This is a genomic window from Vibrio sp. B1FLJ16, assembly GCF_905175385.1.
GTDB lineage: Bacteria > Pseudomonadota > Gammaproteobacteria > Enterobacterales > Vibrionaceae > Vibrio.
The window spans coordinates 150544-163537 of sequence record NZ_HG992749.1; the positions used below are offsets into that span (position 1 = coordinate 150544).

The window sequence follows — 12994 nt, forward strand, 5'->3', positions numbered from 1 at the left end:
ATCTAACTTTCGGAGAAAAAAATGAAATTTAAGCGTAGTAAGCAAAACGGCTTCACACTATTAGAAGTCATGGTTGTCGTTGTTATTCTGGGTATTCTGGCAAGTTTCGTTGTTCCAAACCTTTTGGGTAACAAAGAAAAGGCAGACCAGCAAAAAGCGATAACAGATATTGTTGCGCTGGAAAATGCGTTAGACATGTACAAGCTGGATAACAGTGTTTACCCGACAACCGACCAAGGCCTAGACGCATTGGTAAGTAAACCTTCAAACCCGGAACCACGTAACTACCGTGACGGTGGTTACATCAAGCGTCTGCCAAACGACCCTTGGGGTAACGAGTATCAGTACCTGAGCCCAGGCGATAACGGCACTATTGATATCTTCACACTAGGTGCAGATGCTCAGGAAGGTGGTGAAGGTCCGGCTTCGGATATCGGCAACTGGAACATGCAAGACTTCCAGTAAAAAGAGTAAAAGCCAGCACCGGTGATGCAGATGCGAAAACATAACGGTTTTACATTAATAGAAATTCTATTGGTGCTGGTGCTGCTTTCCCTTACTGCCGTAGCGGTAATCTCGACATTGCCCACCAGTCAGAAAGACCTTTCTAAACAATACGCTCATAGCTTTTTTCAGCGTTTGCAGTTACTTAATGAAGAGGCCGTACTAAGCGGTAAAGACTTTGGTGTAAGAGTGGATGATGCCAAGTCGACGTACAGTTTGCTGAGTCTGACCGCCGAGGGCTGGAAGCCTTTAGAAATGAAGCAAATTCCGAGTAAAAATACCCTGGAAGGTAACGTCGCATTGCAGCTGGAATTGGGCGGAGGTGCTTGGGCAGAGGATGACCGCTTGTTTGAGCCGGGCACTTTGTTTGATGAAGACATGTTCGCCGAACAAGAAGAGGAGAATAAAGTTAAACCTCCGCAAGTGTTTGTTTTTTCAAGTGCAGAACTGACGCCATTTATCTTGTCTTTTTTTCCTGAAAACGGTGATGCTTTTACTGATGGATGGCGTGTGGTGGGTAAAGAATCAGGCCAGATCGTATTGCTAGCACCTGGAGAAGAGGCCGAAGAGGATGAGAATGCGAGATTTTAAACAACCTCATCCAAATTTGAGCAGCCCCCGGGCAAGGGGCATGACGTTACTGGAAGTGTTGGTTGCACTGGCAATCTTTGCGACAGCGGCAATTAGTGTGATTCGTTCTGTGAGTCAGCACATCAATACCGTCAGTTACTTAGAAGAAAAAATGTTTGCAGCAATGGTTGTGGATAACCAGATGGCCAGCGTGATGCTGGATACCGGTGAGCTTAAAGCCAAAAATGGCACCGAAGAGCTGGCTGGGCGTACTTGGTACTGGAAGGTTTCCCCGGTCGCCACGACGCAGCCATTGCTGAAAGCATTTGATGTGAGTGTCGCGACAGATAAAAACGCGAGCCCTGTTGTGACGGTAAGAAGCTATGTGGCTAAGTAGCATGTGGCGAAGTAGACAGAAGCCGGTGGTGAAGCACCATTCCGTTGCTCATTGTGATTCCATTGCTAAGCGCAGCAGAGGTAAAGGTTTCACCCTGATTGAAGTACTGGTATCGATTGCTATCTTCGCCAGCCTCAGCGTCGCGGCGTATCAAGTGGTGTCACAGGTACAGCGCAGTAACCTGTTGTCTCAGGAGCGCACAGCGCGTCTGAACGAGCTGCAGCGAAACATGGTAATGATGGATAACGACTTTCGTCAGATGGCTTTGCGTCGCATGCGAACCGAAGGCGAAGAGCCCGGCAGTAAACTGATTTTCTGGTCTGATTACTTGCTGGATTCAGACGCCAAAGGAGTGATGTTTGCACGCACGGGATGGCACAATCCGCAGCAGCAGTTTCCCCGCGGAGAAGTCACCAAAGTCGGTTACCGCTTAAAAGGTGAAACTTTGCAGCGTGTATGGTGGCGCTACCCGGATACACCAACGGGGCAGGGAGCCGTCGTTATGCCGCTACTGACTCAGGTCGAGTCTTTCGATTTGCGCTTCTATGATGGCAAACAGTGGCTAAATGAGTGGAACAGCAGTGACATTTTACCCAAAGCGGTATCGGTGGTGTTGACGCTCAAGGATTACGGCAAGATCACCCGAACGTATCTTACTCCAGACGGAACACTGGCTGCATCGGAGACGGATGACAATGGTTAAACGTCAGAGAGGGGTTGCTTTACTCATCGTTCTTATGTTGCTGGCGATTATGACGACGGTAGCTGCCAGCATGTCTGAGCGTTTGTTTGTTCAGTTTAAGCGTGGTGGTAACCAGCTTCATTACCAGCAGGCTTACTGGTATAGCATCGGGGTCGAGGCCCTGGCCAAAGTGGCCATTGAACAGAGCTACAAGGATTCCGATACCATCAATATGAGCCAGCCATGGGCGATCAGAGATCAGGTTTATCCGCTCGATTATGGCCAGGCTACCGGGCATATCCGTGATAAACAAGCCTGTTTCAACCTCAACGTACTGAGCGCAGTTCAGCCTACGGGGCAGCAAACTACAAGGCCTTACCTGGTTCAGGTCCTGCAGCGCTTACTGGAGGAGTCTGAGGTTGAGCCTTATCAGGCGGAAGTGATTGCAGATTCAGCCTGGGAATACATTGACAGTGATTCAGATGTCAGATCCACCACTGGTGTGGAAGACAGTACATACGAATCGATGACTCCTGCTTATTTAGCTGCGAACAGCTGGATGGCAGATAAAACAGAACTGAGATCGGTCTATCAGGTAAGCGGTGAAATTTACCAAAAGTTAGCACCGTTGGTTTGTGCACTGCCAAGTGATGACTGGCGTCTGAATGTGAATACTATCGAGGCTGAGCAAGCCCCGATATTAGTAGCGATGTTTTCGCCGGGACTGAGCAATAGTGATGCGGTGCAGCTTATAGAAAAGCGTCCGTTTGACGGATGGAATAACATCGAAGCATTTTTAGCTGAGTCAGAACTGGCTGGCTTGAACGAAAACATGACGAAAGAGGCTAGGGCTTATCTGGGCGTTGACAGTGCCTTCTTCGAATTAGATGCACAAGTGCTGGTGGATGAATCTCGCGTGCGAATCCGCAGCCTTTTGCAAAGTACAAACAGAGATACGGTGACGGTTGTGCGCCGTCGTTTTGGAGGGATCAGTGAGCGAGTTTCTGACCGTTCGGCTGAGTAGCGAACAACAAAGTACCATACCTTGGGTGGTGTGGTCGACAGGGCAGCAGGAAGTGATTGCCAGCGGCGAAGTGGCCGGGTGGGAGTACCTGGACGATCTGGTGTCTTATGCCGGTCAGCGTCCGGTGATCGCTTTGCTGGCAGGTAACGATGTGGTGCTCACTCAAGTGGATATTCCACCGGGCGCGGAGCGCCAGTTCGACACCATGCTGCCATATCTGGTGGAAGATGAAGTCGCACAGGATGTCGACAGCCTGCACTTTACCGTATTAAGCAAGCAGTCAGGTAAGGCGCAAATATGTGCTGTGGATCGTGCCTGGGTTCAGACTGTCCTGCAGCGCTTCTCTGCTCAGGGAATGTTCATCAAGCGCTTACTACCAGATGTTCTGGCACTGCCGTTTAATGAGCACAGCAGCGCGGCTGCAATAGGTGATCAATGGCTTATTCGTCACTCCCAGGCTGAAGGTGCCGTGGTTGATGTTTCATGGTTAGATCTCTATCTCTCTTCTTATTTGCAAAATCATGAAGATTGGAAACTGGATTGTTACAGCTCGGTGCCTGAGTCTGATATCAGCGAAGTATGGGTACCCCAGCCAGAAGAGATGACCATGGCTTTATTAGCCAAAGGGGTGACAGAAAGTAAAACCAACTTACTCACCGGAGAATTTAAGCCTAAATCCTCATGGGGTAAGTACTGGAAAGTATGGCAAAAAGCCAGCATTGCGGCCGGAGTGTTACTGGTGGCTATAGTGGCTCAACAGTTGCTGATGGTACACCAGTACGAGGCACAGGCAGAAGCCTACCGGGCGGAAAGTGAGCGGGTTTTCCGTCAGATATTCCCGGATAGAAAACGTATTCCGACAGTGAGTTATCTTAAGCGTCAGATGACAGATGAAGAGCGTCGCTTGTCCGGTAATTCGAGTGATGAAGCCATGTTGTCATGGTTGGCTGCGCTCCCTTCAACACTCGGTCAGGTTAAAGATTTGGAAATCACCAGCTTTAAATATGATGGTCAGCGCAGTGAAGTCAGAATTCAGGCCCGCAGCTCTGACTTCCAGCCTTTTGAGCAGGCTCGTGTCAAGCTTGCTGAAAAGTTTAATGTTGAGCAAGGACAGCTTAATCGCAACGGAAAGGTTGTGATGGGCAGTTTTGTTCTGAAGCGTTTGTGAGGTGCAGATGAAGAATTTAATCTCTCAGATTCAAACCTGGTGGAGCAGTATCTCACAGCGTGAGCAGCGTATGGTGATGGGTTGTGGTGCATTAGTGATTATTGGCCTCATATATTGGGGTATTTTGCAGCCTGTTAGCCAGCGAGCTGAGTTGGCGCAGTCGAGAATCCAGAGCGAAAGACAGCTTCTCGAGTGGGTGCAAGATAAAGCTGATGACATTACAGCATTACGCAAGAGCGGGGGCGTAACTTACTCTAATCAGCCACTTAACCAGTTAGTTTCTTCTTCGGCGCGTCGTTTTAAAGTGGAACTGATCCGTGTGCAGCCACGTAACGAGAGTGTCCAGGTATGGATAAAACCGTTAGCCTTTAACCAGTTGATTGATTGGCTGCGTCATCTGAAAGAACAACAAGGTATTGAGGTGGAGTTCTTAGATATTGACCGAACCGATCAAGCGGGCATGATTGATGTGAACCGCTTGCAGTTTAAGCGAGGATAAAGTGAAACGAGTAGTACTGTACGTCGCCATCTTCTTCTCCTTTTTCTCTGTCAGTTTACTGACGGGGATACCGGTATCCTGGGTGCTCAATCAAAGTCCGAGTTTACGAGGGTTAGATATTCAGGGAGCTCAGGGCACGGTATGGCAGGGCCAGGCAGCTAGTGTTTCCTGGCAACGCCGGAACCTGGGAGAGCTGAGCTGGGACTTTCAGTGGTCAGCTTTATTGACGGGCAAAGCGGAGTATTCGGTGCGCTTCGGCCGTGGCAGTGATACGGAAATGCGAGGCCGGGGTTTCGTTGGCTATAGCTTATTCGGTGGTGCGTACGCGAAAAACTTGGTGGCATCGTTACCAGCAGTTAAGTTGATTGAGCTGGCACCTTTGCCTGTACCAGTCGGTGTTGAAGGTCAGCTGGAACTCAATATCCATCATGCGACCTACGCGAGTCCCTGGTGTAAAACGGGAGAGGGTACTCTGGTATGGAGTGCCAGCGGAATTCAAAGCCCGCTCGGGAGTTTAGATCTCGGTCCTGTCGTTACGAATCTGAGTTGTGAAGACAGTGTGCTGAGCGCTTCAGGGCAACAACAAAGTCCGCAGGTGTCTGCTGCTTTCTCTGCTGAGCTGATGCCTAACCTACGTTATTCGACCAAAGCGTGGTTTAAGCCGGGGTTGGAATTTCCTGCAGCGATGAGTGAGCAGCTGCAGTGGTTAGGTAATCCGAATTCGCAAGGTCAGTATGAGTTCGATTACAAAGGACGTTTTTAACTTAACCTCTTAATCAAAGACGACAAAGAGCTGCCAATGTGCAGCTCTTTTTGGTTTTGGATCATGGCAGGCCAAACCCTCTAATTGCTGTACATGGAAAGTGTCACTTATAGAGGGTTTTATTAAGTTTTTGATATATAAACGGTAACTGGATTTTGTACAGCTTGAATAGCTTTTGGAACATGGTAGGCCAAATAGTCTTAACGCTGTACAGGATATGCTGTAGAACAAAAAAAGGCCACGAACGGGATTCGTGGCCTTATTGGATTGTTTTGTGATGGTTTGCAATTAATCTTTGCGCTGCAGGATGTTATCCCAGGGTAACGCTTCATCACCTAACACAATGAAGTTAGGGTTTTCGAGAGTTTCCCGCTCATTGTAAGAAAGGGGCTCTAATTTAGTACTTAGGATTCGGCCGCCGGCTTCTTCAACGATACATTGTGTTGCTGCGGTGTCCCACTCGCCGGTCGGGCCTAATCGCAGGTAACAATCCACCGCTCCCTCGGCAACCAGGCATGCCTTTAACGCCGCAGAGCCCAGAGGGATCAGTTCGTAGTTCCAGGCACTGCTCATACGGCCGGTTATGCGGTTGATGTCCTGACGGCGGCTGATCGCAATCGCAATACTTTGCCCGGGTTGTTCGTGCTTATGAGTGCGGATTCTTACACTTTCAGACATGTCAGGAATTTTCCACGCTCCTTTTCCGCTGTACGCATAATACGTCACGCCGGAAACCGGGCCGTACACCACTCCCATGGTGGGCTGGTTATTATCGACCAATGCGATGATGGTAGCGAAGTCGCCACTACGTGCGATAAATTCCTGGGTACCGTCTAGCGGGTCAACCAGCCAGTAACGTTGCCACTGCGCTCGTTGCTCCAGACTGATATCCGCAGCCTCTTCAGACAGTACCGGAATGTCTGGTGTCAGCTCGCTTAAGCGTTTTGTAATGAGTTTGTGCGCGGCAATGTCAGCGCTGGTGACCGGGGTTTCATCGCTTTTAGTATATTCTTCGTATTGTTTCTTTTGGTAGATATCGAGGATCAGTTGCCCGGCGCTACGGGCAATTTCGATAACCTGAGGGAGCAGGTGAGATAGATCTTTTGTCATAGGCATTAGTGGTGGTCCTTACTCACAACGATTCTTCGCTTTTATTGATTATTATTGTGAGTTAAATGTCTCAGCGCTAACATCAATGCGGTGATGCTGCGCGCTTCGCAGAAATCCATATGTGTTAACAGCTCTTCAGCTTGTGCCAGCGGCCAGCGCACAATTTCCAGAGGTTCTGGCTCATCACCTTCTTGTTTTTCCGGATACAGCGCCTGACCTAAAAACAGGGTCATTTTACTTGAGAAGTAAGATGGTGCGAGAATCACTTGCTTCAGAGGAGTCAGCTGATTACAGCCAAAGCCGATTTCTTCTTTGAGCTCACGATCTGCGGCCTGATGCGGTGTTTCGCCCGGGTCGATGAGGCCTTTAGGGAACCCAAGCTCATAACGTTCAGTACCTGCGGCGTATTCACGCACTAACAACAGGTCTCCCTGCTCAGTGACAGGCACAATCATGACCGCATCCCGGCCGCTTGGTCTCAGGCGCTCATAGGTACGGTGCTCACCATTAGAAAAGCGAAGGTCGAGGGCTTCCACTGCAAACAGTTTTGATTTCGCGACCGTCTGACAAGAGAGAATCTCTGGTGGGGTCCTTTTCGACATAGCGCTGGCTCCTTGGTGTCGTGACTCATAGTAAGATTCTTAATATATGAAAAGTCTGCCTGAGTTTCTAGCTGGAATTTGTTGTATTAACCACCACCAGATACAAAAATGGGAGACATACGTCTCCCATTTTCAGTCACTGCTCTAAGCTTAGTGTTAGGGTCTTTTGATCTTTCTCGCTGATTTTTGCAGCAGTTTGTGGGGTTTTTATACAAGGCAGAGGCTTTGAAATGTAGTTATTCTACCTGATAAGCCGATAACGCAGTAAAAAGGCCCCACAAACGCTGCCCGAAGGGTTCGGATAAAAGCGTCTTACTCTTTGTTGAGAGGTGTTTTGCTTAGAATAACTAGGCTACAAACCTCTCGCCTCGATTAAAACGCTTTTATCTCGAACAAAAATTAACCGCGAAAGATCAACAGGCCCTAGTCGCTTAGTAGTAAGAGTGGTCACCGCGGTCGTGCTCAGTAGCATCACGTACAGCTGTCAACTCACCGCTAAACTGGTTTAGCAGCTCTTTCTCGATGCCTTCTTTTAGTGTTACGTCCACCATTGAACAGCCATTACAGCCGCCACCGAACGCCACAATAGCAACGCCTTCTTCAGTGATTTCAACCAGGTTTACATGGCCACCATGACCTGCAAGTTGTGGGTTAACCTGAGTTTGAATTGCGTACTCAACTCGCTCAACCAATGGTGCATCATCAGCAACTTTACGCATTTTAGCGTTTGGTGCTTTCAGCGTAAGCTGAGAACCCATTTTATCTGTAACGAAGTCGATTTCAGCGTCTTCAAGGAATGGCAGGCTCAGCTCATCAATGTATGCTGAAAAGCCGCTGTAAGAGAACTCAGTGTCAGTTCCTTCCACCGCTTCTGGTGGGCAGTAAGACACACCACATTCAGCATTTTGTGTACCAGGGTTCACAACGAAAACACGAATGTTAGTACCTTCAGGCTGTTGACCTAAAAGATTAGCGAAATGCGTTTGAGCAGTTTCTGTAATAGTAATATTTGACACGACGAATACCCGAGTAAATTTGTAGGTTACTGCTGCTATTCTACTCTTGTTAGCGTCTGGATCTAGCTTTTTTGAAGAAGAGCTCTAGACCGAAGTAGGAGCAGGTGTTCTGCAGATGCAGTAAATATCAATGCTTTCTACGCCAACTTCAAGTAGTAATTGGCATAATTGTCGGACAGTACTGCCAGTGGTAACCACATCGTCAACAATCGCTACATGTTTACTCAATGGTTTTTTATTGAGGACAAACGCACCTTTCAGGTTGTGTTCCCGGTGAGATTTATTGTGGCCTCGTTGTGATCCTGCGTGCGCGACCCGACGAAATATCCGGCAGTCTGCATCGCTTTGAAGATGGGCAGCTAAGCGTCTGGCGAGTATGTCACTTTGGTTAAATCCGCGAGATATATAGCGCTTCCAGTGTAAAGGTACAGTGGTGATGAGCGGGGCGGGCGTAGTAATGCGTTCCGCTAGCAGCTGAGTCAGTGCGTCGACGTGCCAGAGATCGCCATTATCCTTAAAGCGTTGTACTTCGCGCGCAAGCGGAAAGTCGTAATCGCCGAGTGTGATGAGTCGCTGCCATGGCGGTGGCTCGGTTAAACACTGACCACACCATATATGATTTTCCTCTTCATCCTTCATTGTTAAACCGCAGACAGGGCATCTTTTTATCGGGGCAAGTGACTGAAAGCATTGGCCGCACCAACGAAGAGCATTAGGCGGGTTTGTGTTGTCCAGCGGAAGCCTGCACAAACCACACTGACTGCCGAGCACATGATGCATGATGTTTTGCCAGTGATGAGATAACATAGCGCCCATTCAAGGTTAGTTTTTGCACAGACTAACGCTGTAGAAAAACCTTAAGGAATAAGTTTAGTGGGAGAAACTGAGAGCATGAGCACGAATTTACACTGGCAGTCGTTTGGTCAGGGACCGGATTTGGTGTTGTTGCACGGTTGGGGAATGAATGGTGCGGTCTGGCAGCAAACTGTTGAGTCTCTTCAGTCTGGTTTTCGCGTGCATGTGGTTGACCTCCCGGGATATGGTCACAGCGCGAAGCAACATGGCGAAGACTTAGATCATATTGCGCAATTGGTTCTTGAGGATGCCCCCGATAAAGCGGTATGGCTTGGCTGGTCTTTAGGTGGCCTGGTTGCCACTCATATTGCTCTCAGTGCACCGGAACGTGTCAGTAAGCTGATTACGGTTGCCAGCTCTCCTAAATTTGCAGCGGAGAAGCCCTGGAGGGGAATTCAGCCGAAGGTGCTGAGTGCATTTACTGAGCAGCTGCTTGAAGATTTCTCGCTCACTATCGAGCGTTTTATGGCGCTGCAGGCTATGGGCAGTCCATCCGCACGCAGAGACGTAAAAGTGCTCAAACAGGCGGTACTTTCACGCCCTCAGCCTAACCCAGCTTCTCTGCTGGTAGGCTTAAATATCTTAGCGGACGTGGATCTGCGTGAGGAACTGGCTTCACTGACGATGCCCATGTTGCGTTTGTACGGGCGACTAGACGGTCTGGTGCCGATTAAAGTTGCCAGCGATCTGAATGAACTGCTACCCAATACAGAGCACGCCATCTTCAGCCAGTCTTCTCATGCCCCGTTCATGACGGAACATGACGCTTTTTGCGAGCAGGTCCGGGAATTTGCTTACCGCTAACATCTGGATCGTTAAAAAACTAAAGTTGTTTAAAAAATGGACGATATAAAGTTCAGGCCAGGATTTATTTGCTGGCCATATTGACGAGTTGGGCGACTCTGAGGAGGGTTCGCAATGATTGTGTCACCGACCAACGTAAGTGTGCCACTGATCGCCCCATCCGTGAATGTGCAAACGGAACAAGCTGCCCGTGATAACAAAGTCCGGGAGCCTGTGACTCCTGCGGTCGCATTGGCGAAAGCAAATGCTGAGCGCAAAGTAAAAGGTGACGATAAGCGACGACGTCAATCTTCTTGGGATCCGTCAGAGCATCCCGGCTATGAAGTGGATCATGAAGTCGATGCGCGTTATCACGAAGAGCCTGAAGACCCGTTTGAAAGGTTATTCGATTTACTGGCACTCAAATCGTACAGTGAAGAGCAGGGCAAGGGCTATGCGATACGCTTTCGCTTACCCAGGCACATTCTGGATGCTGCGATCAATCAGGGATTGATGGAAAAGCGCAGGAAGGTGATAAGGTTTCATTATGGTCACTCGGTAGCGCCCCATACTCCATCAGACGTGATAGCCGTGTTGTGATTAGCATAAAATAAAACGCTCCATTCAGAGCAGTCTGATTGGAGCGTTTTCTTTTTCAGTTTATGGCGTTAGATAAAGGTCATTTCTTCGCTTTGGCAAACGCGGCGGCAAATGCACCACCCATTGCACTGTTTCCTGATGCTTGGTTTGAAGCATTATCGCGGCGAGGTTGACGCGCTTTCTGGTCATTTCGGCGCGGCGCAGCAGAACGCTGACTGCGGTTGTCCTGACCTGGTTCGTCGCTCAGACGCATCGACAGAGCGATACGTTTACGCTGAACATCCACTTCCATTACTTTTACTTTGACGATGTCGCCGGCTTTCACCACTTCTCGCGGATCAGAGACAAAGCGATCTGTCAGAGCAGAAATGTGCACCAGTCCATCCTGGTGGACACCGATATCGACGAAAGCGCCAAAGTTTGCCACGTTCGATACTACACCTTCCAGAATCATGCCTGTTTCAAGGTCAGCAACGGTATTTACGCCGTCAGCAAAAGTCGCGGTTTTAAACTCAGGACGCGGGTCACGGCCCGGTTTATCTAGTTCTTTGATGATGTCAGTGACGGTCGGAACACCGAAGTTATCGTCAGTGTAATCAACGGCATGCAGTCCTTTTAGGAATGCAGTGTCGCCAATCAGAACTTTGATGTCTTTGCTGTTCTTCTCGGCAATTGCTTTAACCACCGGGTATGCTTCTGGGTGAACCGAAGAGGCATCCAGAGGGTTTTTTCCATCCATAATACGCAGGAAGCCGGCACACTGCTCAAAGGCTTTAGGCCCCAGACGCGGTACTTTTTTCAATGTGGTGCGGGCATCAAAGCGGCCGTTTTCATCACGGAAATCAACGATGTTCTGTGCGATGGTACTGGAAAGACCCGCTACACGGGTCAGCAGGGCTGCCGATGCGGTGTTTACGTCCACACCGACCGCGTTTACACAGTCCTCAACTACAGCGTCCAAGCGTTTCGCCAGCATAGACTGACTAACATCATGCTGGTACTGACCCACACCAATTGATTTAGGATCGATTTTCACCAGCTCTGCCAGAGGGTCCTGCAGGCGACGTGCAATCGACACCGCGCCACGCAGTGACACATCCATATTCGGGAACTCTTTCGCGGCCAGTTCGGATGCTGAGTAAACTGAAGCGCCTGCTTCACTGACCATGATTTTCTGTACTTTCAGGTTGCCGCGCTTGATTAGGTCCGCGACAAAGCTGTCTGTCTCACGAGAAGCGGTACCGTTACCAATCGCAATTAGGTCAACGTTGTACTTACGTACCAACTGGTCGACAACCTGCGCTGATTTGTCGTATTGGTTTTGCGGTGGATGAGGGTAGATGGTTTCCGTGGTCAGCACCTTACCGGTGGAATCAACCACAGCAATTTTAGAACCTGTACGCAGACCCGGATCCAGACCCAGCGTCGCACGTGGACCCGCTGGCGCTGCCATCAGCAAGTCTTTCAGGTTGGTGGCGAACACATCAATCGCTTCGATTTCAGCGCGCTCTTTCATTGCGCCCATCAGCTCGGTTTCCATGTGCATCGATACTTTGATGCGCCATGCCCAGCTGATCACTTGTTTACGCCATGCATCTGCAGGCGCGCTGCTTAGTGTCACGCCATAGTGATCAGCAATAATGGTTTCGCAGTAAGACTGACGAGCGCCCTCTTCCTGCTCCGGATCGGCATTCATTGCCAGCGTGAGGAAGCCTTCATTACGGCCGCGCAACATCGCGAGTGCACGATGTGAAGGTACTTTGCTAAGTGGCTCGTTGTGGCTAAAGTAATCTTTGAACTTTTCGCCTTCGTTTTCTTTGCCTTCGACAACTCGGGCAACTAGCTCAGCGTTGCGGTTCAGGTTAGCACGGATCTTTTCTAACAGGTTGGCGTCTTCTGCGATGCGTTCCATGATGATCGCACGTGCACCATCCAGTGCGGCTTTGGTATCGGTAATGCCTTTGCCTGCATCAACGTACTTGCCTGCTTCGCTTTCCGGTTCGGTTTGCGGGTGATCCCACAACGTGTCAGCGAGCGGTTCCAAGCCTGCTTCAATGGCAATTTGGCCTTTGGTGCGACGCTTCGGCTTATATGGCAGGTAGAGATCTTCAAGGCGGGTTTTGCTGTCTGCCTGAGTGATTTCCTGCTCCAGCTCTGGGGTCAGTTTACCTTGTTCCTGGATAGATTTGAGGATGGTCTGGCGGCGGTCATCCAACTCACGAAGATAAGACAGACGGCTGTCCAGTGTGCGCAGTTGGGTATCATCAAGACCACCTGTCACCTCTTTACGGTAACGTGCAATAAACGGGACTGTGTTGCCGTCATCAATCAGGGTGACAGCGGCGTTGACTTGCTCAGGGCGAACATTCAGTTCCTGAGCAATCATGCGACAGATAGCTTGGCTCATCCGTGTATTCTCTT

15 protein-coding genes are annotated in these 12994 nt (G+C 49.5%); 10 read left to right on the plus strand and 5 right to left on the minus strand.

Going from position 1 to position 12994, the window contains the following annotated elements:
* Positions 1-21 precede the first annotated feature (21 nt).
* From gspG to KHN79_RS00740, 8 genes are read left to right on the plus strand one after another with little or no spacing between them, the layout of a single operon-like run.
* Positions 22-465, plus strand: coding sequence for a type II secretion system major pseudopilin GspG (gene gspG, locus KHN79_RS00705; protein WP_182009856.1), 444 nt, complete (start codon positions 22-24; stop codon positions 463-465).
* A gap of 30 nt (positions 466-495) precedes the next feature.
* On the plus strand, positions 496-1095 hold the full coding sequence (locus KHN79_RS00710; protein ID WP_182009855.1) for a prepilin-type N-terminal cleavage/methylation domain-containing protein: 600 nt from the start codon (positions 496-498) through the stop codon (positions 1093-1095).
* The gene (gspI, locus tag KHN79_RS00715) at positions 1082-1471 is read left to right on the plus strand and encodes a type II secretion system minor pseudopilin GspI (protein ID WP_182009854.1); all 390 of its coding nucleotides are present in this window, start codon (positions 1082-1084) and stop codon (positions 1469-1471) included. The genes KHN79_RS00710 and gspI overlap by 14 nt, the downstream gene beginning before the upstream one ends.
* A 1-nt stretch (position 1472) precedes the next feature.
* A complete protein-coding gene (gspJ, locus tag KHN79_RS00720; RefSeq protein WP_182009853.1) occupies positions 1473-2174 on the plus strand; it encodes a type II secretion system minor pseudopilin GspJ in 702 nt (233 codons plus the stop codon).
* Positions 2167-3177 (plus strand): type II secretion system minor pseudopilin GspK, encoded by a 1011-nt coding sequence (gene gspK, locus KHN79_RS00725; RefSeq protein WP_182009955.1) that lies wholly within the window; start codon positions 2167-2169, stop codon positions 3175-3177. The genes gspJ and gspK overlap by 8 nt, the downstream gene beginning before the upstream one ends.
* Positions 3146-4345, plus strand: coding sequence for a type II secretion system protein GspL (gene gspL / locus KHN79_RS00730; protein ID WP_182009852.1), 1200 nt, complete (start codon positions 3146-3148; stop codon positions 4343-4345). The genes gspK and gspL overlap by 32 nt, the downstream gene beginning before the upstream one ends.
* Positions 4346-4352: 7 nt before the next feature.
* Positions 4353-4844 (plus strand): type II secretion system protein M, encoded by a 492-nt coding sequence (locus KHN79_RS00735; protein ID WP_182009851.1) that lies wholly within the window; start codon positions 4353-4355, stop codon positions 4842-4844.
* A gap of 1 nt (position 4845) precedes the next feature.
* On the plus strand, positions 4846-5607 hold the full coding sequence (locus tag KHN79_RS00740; protein WP_182009850.1) for a type II secretion system protein N: 762 nt from the start codon (positions 4846-4848) through the stop codon (positions 5605-5607).
* Between the two features lie 288 nt (positions 5608-5895).
* On the opposite strand, the gene cysQ is transcribed toward KHN79_RS00740, so the two are convergent.
* The 4 genes from cysQ to KHN79_RS00760 form a co-directional block, all read right to left on the minus strand.
* The gene (gene cysQ / locus KHN79_RS00745; protein WP_182009849.1) at positions 5896-6723 is read right to left on the minus strand and encodes a 3'(2'),5'-bisphosphate nucleotidase CysQ; all 828 of its coding nucleotides are present in this window, start codon (positions 6721-6723) and stop codon (positions 5896-5898) included.
* A gap of 35 nt (positions 6724-6758) precedes the next feature.
* Entirely contained in the window at positions 6759-7319 is a 561-nt protein-coding gene (nudE, locus tag KHN79_RS00750) for an ADP compounds hydrolase NudE (RefSeq protein ID WP_182009848.1), read from the minus strand.
* Between the two features lie 431 nt (positions 7320-7750).
* On the minus strand, positions 7751-8335 hold the full coding sequence (gene nfuA, locus KHN79_RS00755) for a Fe-S biogenesis protein NfuA (RefSeq protein WP_182009847.1): 585 nt from the start codon (positions 8333-8335) through the stop codon (positions 7751-7753).
* A gap of 84 nt (positions 8336-8419) precedes the next feature.
* On the minus strand, positions 8420-9142 hold the full coding sequence (locus tag KHN79_RS00760; RefSeq protein ID WP_182009846.1) for a ComF family protein: 723 nt from the start codon (positions 9140-9142) through the stop codon (positions 8420-8422).
* 84 nt (positions 9143-9226) lie between these two features.
* On the opposite strand from KHN79_RS00760, the gene bioH reads away from it, so the two are divergent.
* Together bioH and KHN79_RS00770 are read left to right on the plus strand one after the other, a co-directional pair.
* Positions 9227-9994, plus strand: coding sequence for a pimeloyl-ACP methyl ester esterase BioH (gene bioH / locus KHN79_RS00765; protein ID WP_182009845.1), 768 nt, complete (start codon positions 9227-9229; stop codon positions 9992-9994).
* A 114-nt stretch (positions 9995-10108) separates the two neighbouring features.
* Positions 10109-10573 (plus strand): ATP-dependent Lon protease, encoded by a 465-nt coding sequence (locus tag KHN79_RS00770; RefSeq protein WP_182009844.1) that lies wholly within the window; start codon positions 10109-10111, stop codon positions 10571-10573.
* A gap of 79 nt (positions 10574-10652) precedes the next feature.
* On the opposite strand, the gene KHN79_RS00775 is transcribed toward KHN79_RS00770, so the two are convergent.
* Positions 10653-12980: a Tex family protein gene (locus tag KHN79_RS00775; RefSeq protein WP_182009843.1), complete on the minus strand. Its 2328-nt coding sequence runs from the start codon at positions 12978-12980 to the stop codon at positions 10653-10655.
* Between the last annotated feature and the right edge of the window lie 14 nt (positions 12981-12994).